The following is an 18,118-nucleotide window of genomic DNA, read 5'->3' as shown; positions in this document are numbered from 1 at the left end:
GAAAACAATAATGTTCACGAAGATCCTGATTGCGAACCGTGGCGAGATCGCCTGCCGTGTGGCGGCCACCTGCCGCCGCCTCGGCATCCGCACCGTGGCCGTCTACTCCGACGCCGACGCCAACGCGCGACACGTCGCCTTCTGCGACGAGGCCGTGCATATTGGTGGCGCCGCCGCGCGGGACAGCTACCTGCGCGCGGACCACATCATCGAAATGGCGAAGGAGACCGGCGCCCAGGCGATCCACCCTGGCTACGGCTTCCTGTCCGAGAACGAGGACTTCGCGCGCGCCTGCGCCGAAGCCGGCCTCGTGTTCATCGGCCCGCCGGCCTCTGCAATCCACGCGATGGGCAGCAAGAGCGCCGCCAAGCAACTGATGGAAAAGGCCGCGGTACCGCTGGTGCCCGGCTATCACGGCGAAGACCAGGACGCCGCCCTGCTGCGGCGCGAGGCCGACCGTATCGGCTACCCGGTGCTGCTCAAGGCCAGCGCGGGCGGTGGCGGCAAGGGCATGCGCGTGGTGGAAGCTGGTGATGGCTTCGACGCCGCGCTGGCCTCGGTGAAGCGCGAGGCGTCGGCCAGCTTTGGCGACGACAAGGTGCTGGTGGAGAAATACCTGACCCGGCCGCGCCATATCGAGATCCAGGTCTTTGCCGATTCGCACGGCAACTGCGTCTACCTGTTCGAGCGTGACTGCTCGGTGCAACGTCGCCACCAGAAGGTGCTGGAAGAAGCGCCAGCGCCAGGCATGACCGAGGAACGCCGCCGCGCGATGGGCGAGGCGGCGGTGGCCGCGGCGCGCGCGGTGGGTTACGTGGGTGCGGGCACCGTCGAGTTCATCGCCAACCAGGACGGCTCGTTCTACTTCATGGAGATGAACACGCGCCTGCAGGTGGAGCATCCGGTCACCGAGATGATCACCGGCCAGGATCTGGTGGAGTGGCAACTGCGCGTCGCGGCCGGCGAGGCGCTGCCGCTGGCGCAGGAGCAACTGGCCATCCACGGTCATTCGCTGGAAGCGCGCATCTACGCCGAGAACCCAGACAAGCAGTTCCTGCCGTCCACGGGCACGCTGCGCTTCCTGCGCACGCCGCCCGCGGTGCAGTTCATGCGCGGCGGCGATGCCAACGCACCGGCTGCGGTCCGCATCGACGCGGGAGTGCGCGAAGGCGACACGATCAGCCCGTACTACGACCCGATGATCGCCAAGCTGATCGTCTGGGGCCGCGACCGCGACCAGGCACTGGCGCGCATGGCCCAGGCACTGGCCGGGTATCACGTGGTGGGGCTGTCGACCAACGTCGCCTTCCTGCAGCGGCTGGTGAAATCGGAGGCTTTCCGTACCGCCGACCTCGACACCGGCCTGATCGAACGCAACCAGACAGTACTGTTCCCGCCGCAGAAGACGGCTGGCATCGAAGCGATCGCGCTGGCGATGGCGGCACTGCTCGAACGCGAGACGCGCACACGCCGCATCGACGAGGCGGACCGCCACTCGCCGTGGACCCACGCGGGCGGCTGGCGACTGAACGGCCGCGACGTGCGCACGTTGCACTTCCACGGCGGCGGCCACAAGCTCGAGGCCGTGCTGAAGGGCAACGCCAGCGACACCAGCAAGAACACACTGATCTACGCCGACCAGGCCGCGCCGTTCGCGTACACGTTCAATGCCGACGATATCCGCGTCGACCTTGGCACGCGCCGCACGCACGGCCAGGTGCACGTGGAAGGCGACACGTTCCACGTCTTCCACGACGGCCGCCATACGGTGCTGGAGTGGCTCGACCCGCTTGCGCACGCCAGCGAGAGTGAAGGCGAAGGCGGCAAGCTGACCGCGCCGATGCCGGGCAAGGTGATCGCCGTGATGGTCGAGGCCGGCAGCAAGGTCACGCGCGGCACGCCGCTGCTGGTGATGGAAGCGATGAAGATGGAACACACGATCACCGCGCCGGCCGATGGCGTGGTGAGCGAGGTGCTCTACGGCGTGGGCGAACAGGTGAGCGAGGGCGCGCAACTGCTGGCATTCGCCTTGGCGGAGGCAGCGGCCTAAGACGCTGTTTCAACATGAAGCGAAGCGGTTCTGGCTAGACGCGGGGCCGCAGACAGTACAAGTCGTACCGCAAGGCCCTGCAACGACGCCAGAATCGTTTTGAAATGGCTTATAACTGTTTTGGCTCCCCTCCCCCGCTGTGCGGGAGAGGGGCAGCGCATCACATCGGCCTGGCGTGACAAACAGGCTCTGGAGACCCCCATGACAATCCCCCAATACGTAAAGATCGTCGAAGTCGGCCCGCGCGACGGGCTGCAGAACGAAAAGGCGATGGTGCCCACCGACGTCAAGGTGGCGCTGATCAACCGGCTGACCGACGCGGGCTTCGTCAACATCGAGGCCGCATCGTTCGTCTCGCCGAAGTGGGTGCCGCAGATGGCTGACGGCGCCGACGTGATGGCCCGCATTACGCGGCGCCCCGGCACGCTGTACTCGGTGCTGACGCCGAACATGAAGGGCTTCGAGGGCGCCGTCGCCGCCGGTGCCGACGAGGTGGTGATCTTCGGCGCGGCCAGCGAGGCCTTCTCGCAGAAGAACATCAACTGCTCGATCGCCGAGTCGATCGCCCGCTTCGAACCGGTGGCTGCTGCCGCGAAGGAAGCCGGCGTGCGGCTGCGCGGCAGCATCTCGTGCGCGCTCGGCTGCCCGTACCAGGGCGAGGTATCGGTGCATGCCGTGGTGGACGTCGTGCGCCGCCTGCGCGAACTCGGCTGCGACGAGATCGACATCGCCGACACGATCGGTGTGGGCACGCCTACCCGGGTGCAGGAAGTCATGCGCGCCGCAGCGGCCGAGTTTTCGATCGACCGCCTGTCCGGCCATTTCCATGACACCTACGGCCAGGCGCTGTCGAACATCCTGGCCAGTCTGGAGGTCGGCATCGCCATCTTCCACGCGTCCGTGGCCGGCCTGGGTGGCTGCCCCTACGCGAAAGGCGCCACCGGCAACGTGGCCACCGAAGACGTGCTGTACATGCTGCACGGCATGGGCCTGCACACCGGCATCGAACTCGATGACGTGGTGCGTGCCGGCGATTTCATCTCGCAGGCCATCGGCCGCGCCAACAGCTCGCGCGTTGGCCGGGCGTTGCTGACGAAGTGGGCCTCTCAGGCGGGCGAGGCGACCTGCGCGTAACCTGACCACTGACACGCCGTCCTTGCGGCGGCCGTGATCGCGCCTAGACTCAGGTTCTGTGAAGTCCGCTCGGAAACAGAACCATGAGACGACAACGGCGGCCGCACCCCTGCCCCCTGCTGTCCAGGCGCCAGTCATCTGGCGCCGCCACGCTGCCCATCCCCGGGTGGCTGCTGACGTACCGGAAGGAATGGCTGGCGCCCGACGTCATTGCCGGGCTGACCGCCGCCGCCGTGGTCATCCCCAAGGCCCTGGCCTACGCCACCATCGCGGGCCTGCCTGTCGAGGTCGGCCTGTACACCGTGTTCGCCCCGATGCTGATCTACGCGCTGCTCGGCAGTTCGCGCACGCTTAGCGTCAGCACCACCACGACACTGGCAATCCTCGTGGCCGCCGCATTCCGGCATGTGGGCCCATCGCCCAGCGCCGAAACGCTGATCACGGCCTCGGCCACGCTGACCTTCCTGGTCGGCGCCGTGCTGCTGGTGGCCCGGCTGTTGAGGCTGGGCTTCGTGGCCGACTTCATCTCCGAGCCGGTACTGATCGGCTTCAAGGCGGGCATCGGGCTGGTCATCGTGGTGGACCAGATCCCGAAACTGCTCGGGATGCATTTCCCGAAAGGCCCGTTTTTCCACAACGTGCTGGCGATCATCCAGAACATTCCGCACGCATCCGTCGCCACGGCCGCGGTCGGCATCCTTATGGTCCTGCTGCTGTTGGGCATGGAGCACCGGTTTCCACGTGCCCCGGCGCCATTGATCGCGGTGGCCGTGGGCATCATCGGCGTATGGCTGCTGAATCTGACCGCGCATGGGGTAGCCATCGTCGGCGCGGTGCCAACCGGCCTGCCGCCGGTCACCGTGCCTGACCCGACGATGATGGAACGGCTGTGGCCCGAAGCGCTGGGTATCGCGCTGATGAGCTTCACGGAAACCATCGCCGCGGGGCGCGCGTTCACCCAGGTTGGCGAGCACGCGCCTGCCGCGAACCGCGAGTTGACGGCCACCGGACTGGCCAACCTCGGCGGCGCGTTCCTCGGCGCGATGGCCGCCGGCGGCGGCACAACGCAGACCGCCGTCAACCGGCTCTCGGGGGCGCGCTCGCAACTGGCCGGCCTGGTCACCGCGCTGGCCTCGCTTGGCACGATGCTGCTGCTCGCCCCGCTGGTCGGCCGTTTGCCGGAAGCCACGCTGGCCGCGGTGGTCATCGTCTACTCCGTCTCTCTGATCAAACCCGCCGAATTTCTGGCGATCCTCGGCATCCGCCGCACCGAGTTCATCTGGGCGCTGGTCGCCCTGGCTGGCGTGGTGGCCCTGGGCACGCTGCAAGGCATCGTCGTGGCGATCGTCGTATCGATGCTGGCCCTGGCCTATCAGACCTCCGATCCGCCGGTCTACAAGCTGGCGCGCAAGCCCGGCACCAACGTATTCCGTCCGCAATCGGACGCACACCCGCACGACGAGACCGTGCCCGGCCTGCTGATGCTGCGGCCCGAGGGGCGCGTCTACTTCGTCAACGCGCGGCGTATCGGTCACAAACTTCGGCCAATGATCCTGCACGACAAGCCGAAGGTGGTCGCGCTCGACCTGACCGCGGTCTCTGACATGGAGTACACGGCACTGCACATGCTGACCGATGCCGAACGAGTGCTGCGCGAGGAGGATGGCGTCATGCTCTGGCTGATCGGGATGAATCCCGACGTCCTAGACATGGTCCGGCGCTCGGCGCTGGGCCAGACCCTGACGCATGAGCGGATGTTCTTCACGATGGACCTGGCCGCGGTCCGGTTCCAGACGGAACACGCCGATGCCGTGTGGGGGCCCGTGACACAGCCAGGCACGCCGCCGCCCGAGTCCCGCCCACCCGGTTAAACTCCTGCCTGGTGGATTTCCCCGTCCGCCCTGTCGGCGCCAGACGGAGGCATCGCGACGTATTCGCGGCCTACCTCCGCCCGGCGCTGCCGATCGTTCCCCTCCCGGCACCGCCATCATGTCGAGACTCGTTTCCGGGCCGCGCTGCGCACCGCTGCGCTGGCTGCCCTTGTTTTGCCTGCTCATTGCGGGCCTGTTCCAGCAGGCTTACGCCGAGTGCAGCGCCAGCCACACCTCCGCCGCCGATGCCGCACGACCGCGCATCGGCCTGGTGCTGTCCGGCGGCGGCGCGCGCGGTTATGCCCACATTGGCGTGCTCAAGGCACTGGAACAGATGCACGTGCCAATCGATTGCATTGCGGCGACCAGCATGGGGGCGGTGGTCGGCGGACTGTATGCGAGCGGGATTCCGGCAAACGAACTCGACACCCGGCTGTCGCAGATCAACCTGAGCGACATCGTCTTCGACCGTAACGAACGCGCGCACCTGCCGCAGACGCTGCGCGAGGACAGTTTCGAATACCCGATCGGCCTCTCGGTCGGCTATGGCGACGGCAAGGTCAAGCTGCCCGGCGGGCTGGTGCAGGGCAACCGGCTGCTGGCACTGCTGCAGGACTGGACGGCGCCGTGGCCCGGCGATATCGATTTCGACAAACTGCCCATTCCATTCCGCACCATCGCCACGGACCTCAGCTCGGGTGCGCCCGTGGTGCTCGAGAAAGGGTCGTTGCCGCGTGCGATCCGCGCCAGCGCGGCCGTGCCGGGCCTGTTCGCGCCGTTCAAGGTGGATGGGCGCACGCTGGTGGACGGTGGCCTGGTCAGCAACCTGCCTGTGCAGATGGCGCGCGACATGGGCGCCGATATCGTCATCGCGGTCAATGTGGCCTCGCCACTCGACGACCCCTCCAACCTCGATTCGCCAGCGGCCGTCACCCAGCAGATGGTGACGATCCTGATGAACCAGAACCTCGCCGCGCAAAAGGCATTGCTGGGGCAGCGGGATGTGCTGCTGGAACCCGATCTCGGCGATCTGTCGTTCACCGACTTCTCCAATGCGCGCCGTGGCGTGCAGCTTGGCTACACGGCGGCTGAAGGCATCGCGCCACGGCTTGCCGCGCTGGCCTTGCCGCCCGACGCTTGGGACCAGTACATCGCCGCCCGGGAGACGCATAGCGCGCGATTCGAGCCCAAGCGCATCGACGCGATCGAGATCCATGCCTCGGGGCGCATTCCGCCCGCCTACATCAAGCAGTATCTGCGAACGCGCGAAGGCGACACCTATGACGCCGAAGCGATCAACCGCGACCTCTCGCAGCTCTCCACCACCGGCAACTTCGAAAGCGTGACGCAGGATGTGGTTACCGAGAACGGCCGGTCCGTGCTCAAGATCGACGCGCAGGAGAAATCATGGGGGCCGCAGTTCCTGCTGTTCGGCTTCGGCATGTCCACGACGTTCGACGGCAAGGGCGCGTTCAACCTGCAACTGGGTCACCGCTATCCGTGGCTGACGCAAAGCGGTCTGGAATGGCGCAACGACATCGTGCTGGGCAGCACCCAGGCCAAGTGGCACACGGAGCTTCGCCAACCGGTGCTGGACCGGCTGGGCTTCTATATCGCGCCATACCTCGAATACGGCCGCAAGCACGTCGACATCTACCCCGACAGCAGCCCCACCCGCAGCACCACGCCGCTCACCGCCGTGCGCGTGGACACGGCGCTGGCAGGCGTCGACCTCGGGTTGCCGATCGGCAGGCTGGGCGAGTTCCGGGTCGGCGCGAACTATCAGCAGGTCCGCTATTACTCTGACTATCTGATTGGCGCGGCAAGCAACGGCAAGTTCAGTGCCTCGGTGCAGCAGCCGGTGGTGCGGGCGGAACTGACGATCGACCAGCTCGATGACCCGCTCTTTCCGCGCAAGGGCTACTACTTCAATGCGGTGAACCAGCTATCGTTCGGCGGCACGGACAACAGCTTCGACGACGTCCACGGCAAGGCCCTGTGGGCGGGCAGCTACGGGCGCCATACGCTGAACCTGGCGGCCGAGGGGGCGATGACCTACAACGACCACCGCACCTCCGGCAGCGTCAGTGGCGGGCTGGGATTCACGCTGGGTGGATTCCAGCGCCTGTCAGCCTATGCGCCGGACCAGTTCTCGGGCAACTACCTGCTCTACGGCCGCATCACGTACCTGAACGATCTGCGTGAATTCGTGCTGCCGGGGCTGCGCACAACGGTGTTCGGCTCCAGCCTCGAAGTGGGCGACGTCTGGCTCAGGCGCCGCAACTTCGGCAGCGGACCCTACAAGTCCAGCGCCAGCCTGTTCATCGGCGGCAACAGCGTGATCGGCCCGCTCTACTTTGGCGTCGCGGCGGCGCCGCAGGGTGTGTGGAATATCTACCTGCAGCTGGGCCGCGTGTTCTAGCCCGCCTGGCGGACCAGCGGCGCATCGCTGTCCGCCGCCGATTCGGGACGATATTCGACCGCGCGGATGCGGCCGTTGGCCAGCCGTAGCGTCTGCGTGCCACGGCCATCCATTGGCTGACCGTCGAACCGGTACGACGCCGCGATGTCGATTTCCACCGTCTGGCCGTCGATGCGCGGCGCGCCGGCCACCTCGATCCGCACGGTATCGCCGGCCAGTTGCGCCACGCGCTGGAACAAGCCAATCACGGCATCCCGGTCTGCATAGACCCCTGCCAGCGGGTGCTCACCCAGATGGCGCCATTCGATGACCGGATCGAGCAGCGGATAGACGGCCTCGAAATGCCGCGTGGTCAGCGCGGAGAGATACTCGCCCACCAGCGTGGCGACGGCTTCCTCCGCCATCGGCACCTCCACGGACCGACGCGCGCGGGGTCTGCCAGCGGACGCCTCCAGCCCCAGGAACTCGAGCACGCTGGCGATGACCTGCTCGCGATCGTTATCCACGCAGATCATGTGATAGCTGTTCTCGAGCACCACACCCCGCACCTGCGGCACCGCGCCGAGCAGGAAATCGTACGAGCGCAGCGTGGTCAGCTCGTCCTCGCGCGCGTTGACGACCAGCGTCGGGCAAGGCACGCGGTGCGCGCTGTCCAGCACCCAGCGGCGCAGACGGTCCACCTGCCGGATGCAGGTCAACGGCACCCAGCGATAGTGGAAGTTGTCGCCGCGCTCGAACTTGGCCTTGACGATGGCGCGCACCAGGTCGTTCTTGATGCCGAACGGCTCGTTCTCCTCTACCTTGATGCGCGTGGGCAGCCCCGGCAGGTGATAGACCACGTGCCGCAGCCAGCGGTAGGACGGTGTGGACCAACCATCGATATAGACCGGGGCAGCCAGCGCCACCAGTTGGCCCTTGCGATGCTGGCGCCGCGCGACCAGTTCCAGCGCGAGCAGCGCTCCCATGCACATGCCGATGACATGGAACGTGTCGTACTGGCCGACCAGTTCGTCGTAGGACTGGGTCACCACGTCCATCCACTGCTCCGCCACCACGGGCAACAGGTCCTCGGGCACGCCGCCATGACCGGGCAGCGTGACGGCGTGCGTCTCCACGCCCGCGCGGCGCAGCACCTTGTGCATCGGCCCGAGGTCGTACTGGGTACCGCCCAATCCGTGAATCAGCAGGGCTCCGGTGCGTGGAGCCTGTTGCGTTGTCATGCTGCGCGCCGCCCTTCCGTGTCGTGGGAGGCGATCACGCGCCATGCGCCGGCAATCAACGCGACGGAATCGTCGCCGTCGAGCAGCGGGCCACTCATGTCGACGATCGTCGTGGTGGCGCCCGCCGGCAGCAAGAGCCGGAACGTCAGGTCGCCGCGCATCTCGCCATCACATTCGCGCAACCAGCGGCGGCGCACCTCGGCGCGGTCGTCCGGATGCACGCGGGCCAGGACATCGTCGAGCGTGGACAACGCCGAGTCGTGCAGGCCCAGCGCGCGTTCCACGCTGCCGCTCCAGCGCAGCCGCCCGCTATGTGGGTCAAGTCGGTAGACGAGTTGCCCACTGGCAGCCAGCGCGAGTTCCACGTCGTTCTGGCGTGCGGCGGCCTGCGCGTTCGTCTGCTCGCGCGCCGTTCGCAGCGTGTTGATCAGCAGCGTCAGCAGCGCGGCTACGGCCAGGTAAAGCTGCGCGATCAACAGAGAGTCACCGTGGTACAGCGCGGTTTCGGCAAACGGGCCGTCGCCCTGGGCGGTATTGACCAGCACTAGCACGGTCAGCAACGCCACGGCGACCGATCCGCCACGCCCACCCAGCAGCAACGCCACGATGGCCACGAAGAACAACGGGATATAGGTCAGCGCATAGGCCACGCCGAGCGAGAGCTGCGCAAGCCGCGTGCCGTCGAACACCAGCGCGGCGGTCGCCAGCACACATGCCAGCGCGGCCAGGCCGAAGAAGAACTCGCCGGGCTGGCGGCCGCCCGAACGCGCGGCGCGAAAACGCGCCCATCCGGCGAAGACCGGCGTGACGATCAGCACCCCGACGAAGTCCGCCGCGGCCCACACCTTGGCGGTAGCCCAGAACGGCACATCAAGGAACAGCCAGAACCAGCCCGCGCCGATGACCGCCCCGCCGACACTGGCGATCACGCCGGCCAGCAGCAACCCGCGCAGGAACGCCAGCCCTTCCAGCGAGAACTTGGTCAGATGGATCACGGCCACGGCCAGCGCTGCGAAGCCGATCTCGTCGAGCGAGAACAGCAGCATCCGGAACGCATCGCGCCCTTCCACCATGCCCAGCAGCATCTGGGCCACCAGGAACGCCAGGCCGAGCCCGAGCCAGCGGCGCATCGGCGCCAGCATGAAAGCGGCCACGGTCACGCCGGCCGGCAGCCAGATGTAGCCGGCGGCCGTGAACGGCCCATTGAATTTGTGCGAAAAGTATCCGAGGACGAAATACAGGATTGCCCAGAGCGGCAATGTGACGGCCCGGTTGGTGAGATTCACTGTGATGTTCCCGATTCAGTATGACTGACTATCACCATGATCTGAACGGCAAGACGAGGCCCGCCGTTGACCTGGGCCGCCAGAAGTGTGGCGGATTGTACACAGCAGGGTCAGACGAGACCCCGCTGCGGTGTCAATTCATGCCGCTGGCGTCGACGTAGCCGAGCGCCTCGCGCACAGCCACACGGGCCTTGAGCGTATAACAGACGCGGCGGTCGCGAATCGCCAGGGCCAGAATCTCGCCCTGGGTCATTTCCTGGAAGTGGTGCGCAGCGTGGCGCAGCGTCAGGCCGGCCAGTTCGGCCAGCTCCGCCGCGGACATGCCTTCCTCGCCCGCATCGAGCAGGGCGCGGCAGATCGTGACGCGGACGGGAGCCGTCAGCAGTGCCAAGACGAGGGCGCTTTCCTGAGTCTCCATGGTCTACCCCTTTTCTCTAACCCTTTCGTTGTTGTGACAGGCCGCCGGCCACGAATTGCGGCCTCCCGCCTATCTTCTACGCTGCACATCGTGGCAGCGCAATAGGAGATTGGATGGAGGGCCACGCAAGGGCCCGAGGCTTGACGCGCGAGTCACATCGTGAACCTGAAATAAACGGTAATAAGGCGGTCATATCTCACATGACAGCCACCGACTATGCTTGTCGAGTCAAGCGACCAATGTCACGCATGTCTGCTTCGCCTCCTCCCCGCCGGCGGCCATTGGCCATCGCCCTGTACGTCGTCATCGCCATCGTGGTGGTCTGGCTGGTTGCCAGGCCATTGGGACGATGGCTGTTCCCGCCCAAGGCCGCGCAGGCGAACCCGGCCATCGTAGTGACCACCGCCGCGGCGCAGGGCGAGGACGTGGACATTGGCCTGACTGGCGTCGGCACAGTCCAGGCCATGCAGACTGTGACGGTCAAGCCACGCGTGGATGGGCAGCTCGAGCGCGTTGGCTTCGTCGAAGGCCAGGACGTCAAGGAAGGTCAGGTGCTGGCGCAGATCGACCCGCGCACGTTCCAGGCGCAATTGCAGCAGGCGCAGGCTACCAAGGCGCGCGACGAGGCGCAGCTTGCCAACGCCCGCCTGGACCTGAAGCGCTACGAGGAACTGATCAAGGTCGACTCGACCACGCGCCAGACACTCGACACCCAGCGCGCGCTGGTCGACCAGCTTGCCGCCGCCGTGCGCAATGACGAAGCGCAGATCGCGCTGGACAAGGTGCAGCTCGATTTCACGACCATCACGGCGCCGCTCTCCGGCCGTGTCGGCGCCCGGCTGGTCGACCCCGGCAATATCGTCCATGCCACCGACACCACCGGCCTCGTCGTGATCCGCCAGATCGACCCGATCGACGTCGTCTTCACGCTACCCGACGACGCCTTCGGCCGCATCAACCGCGCGATGCAGGCCAGCCAGTCGCCACTGGTAGTGTTCGCCCACGAGCGCGGCACCGATGCCGACCTCGGGCACGGCGGCCTGATCCTGCTGAACAACACGATCGACACCACCAGCGGCACCATCCAGCTCAAGGCGCGCTTTCCGAATCCGAAGCACCTGCTGTGGCCGGGCCAGTACGTCAACGCCCGGCTCGTGCTGGGCCAGCGTGACCGCGCAGTGGTCATTCCGGCGTCAGCGGTGCAACGTAACGATGCCGGCACCTACGTCTATGCCGTGCAGGCGGACCAGACCGTGAAGCTGCAGCCGGTGGAGGTAGCGGAACTCCAGGGCGCGCGGGCCGTGATCGCCAAGGGCGTCCAGGCCGGGGAGCGCGTGGTGGCAGATGGCCAATACAAGCTCAAGCCCGGCGCGTTGATCGCCGAGGCGCCCGCGCGGCCAGGCGCCGCACCGACTGGCGGGTCGGCCGCCGAATCCACTGCCGGCACCCCCCCTGCTGTCGCCGCCAGCGCCACGGCCGCCGCGCGCCAGTGAGCCTTCCGATGAGCCACCCATGAGTATTTCGGCCACCTTCATCAAGCGGCCGATCGGCACCTCGCTGCTGGCGCTCGCGTTGCTGCTCGTTGGCCTGGCCGCGTGGCCGCTGCTGCCGATCGCCCCGCTGCCGCAGGTGGACTTTCCGACGATCCAGGTCACGGTCAACCTGCCGGGCGCCAATCCCGAGACGATGGCGTCGAACGTGGCGCAGCCGCTCGAACGGCAGTTCTCGCTGATCGCGGGGCTGTCGCAGATGACGTCGACCAGCGCGCAAGGCACCACGCAGATCACGCTGCAGTTCGACCTGAACCGCAGCATCGACGCCGCCGCCGTGGACGTGCAGGCCGCCATCAACGCCGCGGGCGGCCAGCTTCCGTCGAACCTGCCGACACCCCCGACGTTCCGCAAGATCAACCCCGCCGACGCGCCGATCCTGGTGCTGGCGGTGCAGTCCGACGCGCTGCCGCTGACCACCGTCAATGACTTCGCCGACAACATCCTGGCGCAGCAGATCTCGCAGATCGAAGGCGTGGGCCTGGTCAACATTGGCGGCCAGCAGAAGCCGGCCGTGCGCATCCAGGTAGACCCGGCCAAGCTCGCGTCGATGGGCCTGAGCATGGAAGACATCCGTGGCGTGATCGCGGCGACCACGGTCAACCAGCCAACCGGCGCCACCGATGGCGCGACCCAGGCCTTCAACGTCTACACCAACGACCAGATCACCCGCGCGGCGCCGTGGAACGACATGGTGCTGGCATGGCGCAACGGCGCCCCGGTGCGCGTGCGCGATGTCGGCGTGGCGGTGGATGGCCCCGAGAACAACCGGCTCGCGGGCTGGGCGTTCGCCGGCGCCGCCGCCCCCGCTGACAACACGTTCCACAACGGCCGCGCGATCATCCTGGCCGTGACCAAGCAGCCGGGCGCCAACGTGATCGCCACGGTGGACCGCATCAAGGCCGCCCTGCCCCGCCTGCAGCTCTCGATCCCAGCCGCGGTCAACGTCAACGTGCTGGCTGACCGCACGCAGAACATCCGCGCCTCGGAAGCCGATGTCGAGTTCACGCTGATCCTGACCATCGTGCTGGTGGTCGGCATCATCTTCGTGTTCCTGCGCGACGTATGGGCCACGGTGATCCCGAGCATCACCGTGCCGCTGGCGCTGCTGGGCACGGCCGGTGGCATGTACCTGCTGGGCTACAGCCGCGACAACCTGTCGCTGATGGCGCTGACGATTGCCGTGGGCTTCGTCGTCGATGATGCGATCGTGATGCTTGAGAACATCTATCGCCACGTGGAAGCGGGCATGTCGCCGCTGGAGGCCGCGCTGCAGGGTGCCGGCGAGATCGCCTTCACGATCGTGTCGATCTCCGTGTCGCTGGTGGCTGTGTTCATCCCGCTGCTGCTGATGGGCGGCATCGTCGGCCGGCTGTTCCGCGAATTCGCGGTCACGGTGACGCTGACGATCGCGGTATCGGTGATCGTCTCGCTGACGCTGACGCCGATGATGTGCGCAAAATTCCTGCAGCCGCACGACCCGGCCCACGCCCGCCATCACGGACGGCTCTACCTGATGTTCGAGCGCGGCTTCGATGCGATGCTCGGTGCGTACCGGCGCGGGCTCGATCACGTGCTCGATCACCAGTTCCTGACGCTGTGCGTGTTCCTGCTGACCGTGGCCACCACGGTGGTGCTGTTCGTGATCATCCCGAAGGGCTTCTTCCCCCAGCAGGACACCGGCTTCGTGTTCGGCACCGCGGAGTCCGCGCAGGATGCATCATTCAAGTCGATGAATGCGCGCATGGTGGCGCTGGCGGATGTGGTGCGCAGCGACCCCGACATCTCGGCCGTCGGCATGACAGGCGGGCAGAACACGGTCAACACTGGCAACTTCTTCATCGCGCTGCGCCCGAAGGAGGAAGGCCGCACGGCCACGGCCGACGAGATCATCGCGCGGCTGCGACCGAAGCTGGCCAAGGTGGAGGGCGCCAACCTGTTCCTGCAAGCCGGACAGGACATCAACGTTGGCGGACGGCTGTCGCGCACGCAGTACCAGTACACGCTCACCGACGCCAATCTCGCCGAACTCAACGACTGGGCGCCGCGCGTCCTGGAGCGGTTCCGCCAATTGCCGCAACTGGCCGACGTAGCGTCCGACCAGCAAAACTCCGCAGCCGCGGCCATGCTGACGATCGACCGCGCGCGCGCGTCGAGCTTCGGCATCACGCCGGCGCTGATCGACGCCACGATCTACGACGCGATCGGCCAGCGCCAGGTGGCACAGTACTTCACGCAGATCAACAGCTACCACGTGGTCCTCGAAGCCACGCCGCAACTGCAGGACGACCCACGCCTGTTCGACAAGCTCTACCTGACGTCCCCGATCACCGGCGAGCAGGTGCCGCTCTCGTCGTTCGTGAAGATCGACACGAACCGCACGGCCTACCTGTCGATCGGCCACCAGGGGCAGTTCCCGGCCGTGACCATCTCGTTCAACCTGGCGCAGGGCGCGTCGCTGGGCGATGCCGTGGAGGCCATCAACAAGGCCCTGGCCGGCATGGGGCGGCCACGCACGCTGGGCGGCGCGTTCCAGGGTACCGCGCAGGCATTCGGCGCGTCGCTGGCTTCGCAGCCCTACCTGATCGCCGCCGCGCTGATCGCGGTGTACATCGTGCTGGGGCTGCTCTACGAGAGCTATATCCACCCGCTGACGATTCTTTCGACGCTGCCATCCGCCGGCGTCGGCGCGCTGCTGGTGCTGATGCTGGGTGGCTACGACTTCACCGTGATCGCGCTGATCGGCATCATCCTGCTGATCGGCATCGTCAAGAAGAACGGCATCATGATGGTCGACTTCGCGCTGGTGGCCGAGCGCGAGCGCGGCATGTCTCCGCGCGACGCGATCTACGAGGCGTGTCTGCTGCGCTTCCGCCCGATCATGATGACCACGATGTGCGCGCTGCTGGCGGGGCTGCCGCTTATGCTCGGGCACGGCGCGGGGTCCGAACTGCGTCGGCCGCTGGGCTACGCGATGGTCGGCGGGCTGGTGGTATCGCAGATGCTCACGCTGTTCAGCACGCCGGTGGTCTATCTCTACCTGGATCGCGCGCACTACTGGTACGTGCGCCGCAAGGCCGCGCGCGGCGGCAAGCCGCCACCCACGCAACAGACACCGCACGGCAAGACGCACGAGTACATGGGTGGCGAAGGCGAGTGACGGCCTTTCGGCCCGAGAAACGCCAGAACCATTCTGATGGCGTCTCTACGTCACCTCGATGAGGCCGCTCATGTTCTCGTGCCCCGACCCGCAGAAGATGTCGCACAGGAAGCCATAGCTGCCGGGCTTGCCCGCCGTCAGCGTCACCTTGATCGCCTGGCCAGGCGGCAGGTCCGCACGGACGTCGAAGTCGGGCGCGGAAAATCCCATCACCACGTCTTCCGCCGTGATCGACAGCACCACGGTCTCACCCGCCTTGAGCTTCACGCGATCGGGGATGAACACGAAGCGCCGCGCGCGCATCGGGATCACGCGCGGCGCCGCGGCATCACTCCGGCTCACCACCGACACCACGGGCACCACCGCGGCGGCCAGCATCCAGCCCAGCAGCGTGCGACGGCTTGCATTGGCTGTGCTCATGCCTTGCTCCCGTTAACGGAGACCTCGGCCAGCTGGAATCCGTCAGGCGACGGTGTCGCCGTCACCTGACGCCAGCCCAGACCCTGATACGGATGCGCGGCATCCCACGGTATGGGCAAACGCTTCGGCTGCGACCCCGCGACCGGCAGCGGAAACATCAGCGAGCGCGCCGCATGGTGCGCGATGTGGCCGGTCATATGGTGATGCTCCTGGTGGATATGGCCGTAGAACACCGTGACGTTGCGGTACGGCATCAGGATGTCGATGACCTGCGCGCCGTCGCGCGTGGCCCAATCCCACTGTGGATAGAGATCGAACAGCGGCCGGTGCGTGAACACCACGATGCGCGCGTCGCGCGACTGCTTCGCCAGGTCGTCGGCCAGCCACTTGCGCTGCGCCTCGCCCACCATGCCGGCCGGATCGGACACGTTGTCGAGCACGATGGCGTGCAGGCCCTTGTGATCGAAGGTGTAGTGCGTGGGCCCGAACAGCTCGCGGAATGCCTCGCCCGCGTCCAGGCTGGCATCGTGCTCGCCCGGCATCAGGTGCACCGCGCCCGCACGCAGCGGCGCGATGATGTCGCGTACCTCCGTCATGCGGCGGCGGCGCTCGGCCGGATCGTCGGTGGAATGCGTCAGGTCGCCCGTGAACATGATGAAATCGGGCTGGCTCGGCAATGCGTTGACGGCCGCCACGGCCTTGGGCAACGTGCCGCGCGCGTCCGGATTCGGCGGCCCTTCGAACCCCCAGTGCGAATCGGACAATTGCACGAACACAAAGTCCTCGTCACGCCCCGCCGCCCAGCCGGGCAGCGCCGATGCGACCACGGCACCGCCTGCCGCGCCCGCCAGGCGCAATATGTCGCGCCGACTCCAGTTTCCGTGCATGACAGCCTCCTTCGTTCTGTGGGTGGTGACTGTCATACCGGAGGCGCCCGGCGTTTATTCCCGGGACCGTGGGATTCTGATGCACCACTGCCGTGCCACCACACAGGAGTGGTGAGAACACCATTGGCGCCGGACAAGCGCCGGGAATAGAATCGGCCCAGCGCCGGTATAACGGGGGAGACGCACTCATGCCGCTATGCCATTTCGACCAGCCGACACGCAAGGACTGACTTGGACGCCGCCAACACGCGCCGCCGCTTCGACGACCTGGTGCTGCCGCATCTGGACGCCGCCTACAACCTCGCCCGCTGGTTATGCGGCAATTCGGGCGATGCCGATGACGTGGTGCAGGAAGCATTCCTGCGCGCGTTCCGGCTGTTCGGCAGTTTCCGCGGCGACCAGCCCCGGCCGTGGCTGCTGGCCATCGTGCGCAACACGTGGTTCACCACGTGGCAGAAGCGCAAGGCGGCTGCCGAGGTGGAGTACGACGAAGCCGCGCCACCGGGTGAGCTGCCCGACTGGCATGGCGGGCCCGGCGACCCGGAACAGTGGCTGGTGCGCGAGGAGGATGTGCGACTGGTGCATGCCGCGCTGGAGCGACTGCCGGTCGTGTTTCGGGAGGTTCTGGTGCTGCGCGAACTGGAGGAACTGCATTACCGCGACATCGCACGCATCGCCGATATTCCGGTCGGCACCGTGATGTCGCGGCTGGCACGTGGCAGGCGAATGCTGGCCGCCACCGTCGTGGCCTTGCGCGACGAAGGCGCGGTACGGCTGGCCCATCCCGACGCCCCCAACACCGCCAACGCCCCGGCCGATATCGTTCAACCCGCAGGAGGCACCCGCCATGGACTGCAATGACGCCCGCAACCTGCTGCAGGCCTGCGCCGATGGCGAAGCCGGCGCGGCCGACAGCGTGCGCCTGGAACGCCACCTCGAAGATTGCGAGTCGTGCGTCGACAGCCTGCGTAACCTGCAGGCGCTGCGCGCGGCCACCCGTCATGGCGCGGCCTATCATCGCGCGCCAGCCGATCTGCGCGCGCGCATCGTGGCATCGCTACCCGCCCCCGCAGAACCCGGATTTGCCGACTCTGGCGCCGCCGAGCCCGCGGGCTGGCGCAGTTGGTTCACATGGTCGCCCGCCGCCAACGCCGCACTGGCCACGATCACGGCTGCGGCCGTGGGACTGAGCCTGTTCCAGTTCAATCAGCAGCCGTCAGAGGGCGACCTGACCGCGAACGCGATTGTCGCCAGCCACGTGCGTGGCCTGATCTCGAATCGCGCGATCGACGTCGTGTCGTCGGACCAGCACACCGTCAAACCCTGGTTCAACGGCCGCATCGACTACGCGCCCGACGTGCGCGACCTGGGCGCGGCGGGATTCCCGCTGGTAGGCGGACGGCTCGACTACGTCGATGGTCAGCGCGTGGCGGTCATCGTCTACCGGCGCAACCAGCATCCGATCGACGTGTTCGTCATACCGGGCAATAACTCGGGGTCACTGGGGGAACGGGAACGCCAGGGCTACCAGATCGAAACCTGGGGCGCGCACGGCATGCGCTACTGGGCCGTGACCGATGCCTCGGCCGGCGACCTGCGCGCTTTCGTGCAGGCGTGGAGGAATGCGGAAGGGGGAGTGGAACGCTAGGAGCCGTGGGATTGCTCGTGTTGCTGCCCTCGCTCCCATTTGTGGGAGCGGG

At 67.1% G+C, this 18,118-nt stretch carries 13 protein-coding genes; 8 read left to right on the top strand and 5 right to left on the bottom strand.

Annotation, left to right across the window (positions count from 1 at the left end; genetic code table 11):
* Positions 1 to 10 precede the first annotated feature (10 nt).
* From B2246_RS28645 to B2246_RS28630, 4 genes are all read left to right on the top strand, one after another.
* Complete coding sequence (locus tag B2246_RS28645) at positions 11 to 2,050, top strand: acetyl/propionyl/methylcrotonyl-CoA carboxylase subunit alpha (RefSeq protein ID WP_008644510.1); 2,040 nt, start codon at positions 11 to 13, stop codon at positions 2,048 to 2,050.
* A gap of 201 nt (positions 2,051 to 2,251) precedes the next feature.
* Positions 2,252 to 3,184, top strand: a complete 933-nt coding sequence (locus B2246_RS28640; protein WP_017512305.1) for a hydroxymethylglutaryl-CoA lyase — start codon at positions 2,252 to 2,254, stop codon at positions 3,182 to 3,184.
* Between the two features lie 83 nt (positions 3,185 to 3,267).
* The gene (locus B2246_RS28635; protein ID WP_186426016.1) at positions 3,268 to 5,055 is read left to right on the top strand and encodes a SulP family inorganic anion transporter; all 1,788 of its coding nucleotides are present in this window, start codon (positions 3,268 to 3,270) and stop codon (positions 5,053 to 5,055) included.
* 118 nt (positions 5,056 to 5,173) lie between these two features.
* Positions 5,174 to 7,477, top strand: coding sequence for a patatin-like phospholipase family protein (locus B2246_RS28630; RefSeq protein WP_186426015.1), 2,304 nt, complete (start codon positions 5,174 to 5,176; stop codon positions 7,475 to 7,477).
* Here the strand turns inward: B2246_RS28630 and B2246_RS28625 are convergent.
* The 3 genes from B2246_RS28625 to B2246_RS28615 all read right to left on the bottom strand — a co-directional run bounded on the left by B2246_RS28625 (position 7,474) and on the right by B2246_RS28615 (position 10,401).
* Positions 7,474 to 8,697 (bottom strand): alpha/beta fold hydrolase, encoded by a 1,224-nt coding sequence (locus B2246_RS28625; RefSeq protein WP_286879653.1) that lies wholly within the window; start codon positions 8,695 to 8,697, stop codon positions 7,474 to 7,476. The genes B2246_RS28630 and B2246_RS28625 overlap by 4 nt on opposite strands.
* Positions 8,694 to 9,983: an MASE1 domain-containing protein gene (locus B2246_RS28620; RefSeq protein ID WP_008651104.1), complete on the bottom strand. Its 1,290-nt coding sequence runs from the start codon at positions 9,981 to 9,983 to the stop codon at positions 8,694 to 8,696. Before B2246_RS28620 ends, B2246_RS28625 begins: the two co-directional genes overlap by 4 nt.
* 133 nt (positions 9,984 to 10,116) lie before the next feature.
* Positions 10,117 to 10,401 carry a helix-turn-helix domain-containing protein gene (locus B2246_RS28615; RefSeq protein ID WP_008651105.1) on the bottom strand — a complete coding sequence of 95 codons (285 nt, stop codon included), beginning with the start codon at positions 10,399 to 10,401 and terminating at the stop codon, positions 10,117 to 10,119.
* 248 nt (positions 10,402 to 10,649) lie between these two features.
* On the opposite strand from B2246_RS28615, the gene B2246_RS28610 reads away from it, so the two are divergent.
* Together B2246_RS28610 and B2246_RS28605 are read left to right on the top strand one after the other, a co-directional pair.
* On the top strand, positions 10,650 to 11,894 hold the full coding sequence (locus B2246_RS28610; protein ID WP_286879652.1) for an efflux RND transporter periplasmic adaptor subunit: 1,245 nt from the start codon (positions 10,650 to 10,652) through the stop codon (positions 11,892 to 11,894).
* 19 nt (positions 11,895 to 11,913) lie between these two features.
* Positions 11,914 to 15,111 carry an efflux RND transporter permease subunit gene (locus B2246_RS28605; protein WP_008643550.1) on the top strand — a complete coding sequence of 1,066 codons (3,198 nt, stop codon included), beginning with the start codon at positions 11,914 to 11,916 and terminating at the stop codon, positions 15,109 to 15,111.
* Between the two features lie 45 nt (positions 15,112 to 15,156).
* Here the strand turns inward: B2246_RS28605 and B2246_RS28600 are convergent, their stop codons facing one another.
* Together B2246_RS28600 and B2246_RS28595 are read right to left on the bottom strand one after the other, a co-directional pair.
* Entirely contained in the window at positions 15,157 to 15,531 is a 375-nt protein-coding gene (locus tag B2246_RS28600) for a cupredoxin domain-containing protein (RefSeq protein WP_008643552.1), read from the bottom strand.
* Positions 15,528 to 16,418 carry a metallophosphoesterase family protein gene (locus B2246_RS28595; RefSeq protein WP_017514820.1) on the bottom strand — a complete coding sequence of 297 codons (891 nt, stop codon included), beginning with the start codon at positions 16,416 to 16,418 and terminating at the stop codon, positions 15,528 to 15,530. Before B2246_RS28595 ends, B2246_RS28600 begins: the two co-directional genes overlap by 4 nt.
* Before the next feature lie 231 nt (positions 16,419 to 16,649).
* On the opposite strand from B2246_RS28595, the gene B2246_RS28590 reads away from it, so the two are divergent.
* Both B2246_RS28590 and B2246_RS28585 read left to right on the top strand, forming a co-directional pair.
* On the top strand, positions 16,650 to 17,279 hold the full coding sequence (locus B2246_RS28590) for an RNA polymerase sigma factor (RefSeq protein ID WP_008643556.1): 630 nt from the start codon (positions 16,650 to 16,652) through the stop codon (positions 17,277 to 17,279).
* Complete coding sequence (locus B2246_RS28585; RefSeq protein WP_008643558.1) at positions 17,266 to 18,066, top strand: anti-sigma factor family protein; 801 nt, start codon at positions 17,266 to 17,268, stop codon at positions 18,064 to 18,066. Before B2246_RS28590 ends, B2246_RS28585 begins: the two co-directional genes overlap by 14 nt.
* Positions 18,067 to 18,118 lie beyond the last annotated feature (52 nt).

The organism is Cupriavidus sp. UBA2010 (genome assembly GCF_002335265.1).
Classification (GTDB): Bacteria; Pseudomonadota; Gammaproteobacteria; order Burkholderiales; family Burkholderiaceae; genus Cupriavidus; species Cupriavidus metallidurans.
This window is presented reverse-complemented; position numbering and strand designations above follow the sequence as displayed.

Bases quoted from the DNA above. Each gene is read 5' to 3' on its own strand.
- B2246_RS28645 (WP_008644510.1), top strand. From the start codon at position 11: ATGTTCACGAAGATCCTGATTGCGAACCGTGGCGAGATCGCCTGCCGT.
- B2246_RS28640 (WP_017512305.1), top strand. From the start codon at position 2,252: ATGACAATCCCCCAATACGTAAAGATCGTCGAAGTCGGCCCGCGCGAC.
- B2246_RS28635 (WP_186426016.1), top strand. From the start codon at position 3,268: ATGAGACGACAACGGCGGCCGCACCCCTGCCCCCTGCTGTCCAGGCGC.
- B2246_RS28630 (WP_186426015.1), top strand. From the start codon at position 5,174: ATGTCGAGACTCGTTTCCGGGCCGCGCTGCGCACCGCTGCGCTGGCTG.
- B2246_RS28625 (WP_286879653.1), bottom strand. From the start codon at position 8,697: ATGACAACGCAACAGGCTCCACGCACCGGAGCCCTGCTGATTCACGGA.
- B2246_RS28615 (WP_008651105.1), bottom strand. From the start codon at position 10,401: ATGGAGACTCAGGAAAGCGCCCTCGTCTTGGCACTGCTGACGGCTCCC.
- B2246_RS28610 (WP_286879652.1), top strand. From the start codon at position 10,650: ATGTCTGCTTCGCCTCCTCCCCGCCGGCGGCCATTGGCCATCGCCCTG.
- B2246_RS28605 (WP_008643550.1), top strand. From the start codon at position 11,914: ATGAGTATTTCGGCCACCTTCATCAAGCGGCCGATCGGCACCTCGCTG.
- B2246_RS28600 (WP_008643552.1), bottom strand. From the start codon at position 15,531: ATGAGCACAGCCAATGCAAGCCGTCGCACGCTGCTGGGCTGGATGCTG.
- B2246_RS28595 (WP_017514820.1), bottom strand. From the start codon at position 16,418: ATGCACGGAAACTGGAGTCGGCGCGACATATTGCGCCTGGCGGGCGCG.
- B2246_RS28585 (WP_008643558.1), top strand. From the start codon at position 17,266: ATGGACTGCAATGACGCCCGCAACCTGCTGCAGGCCTGCGCCGATGGC.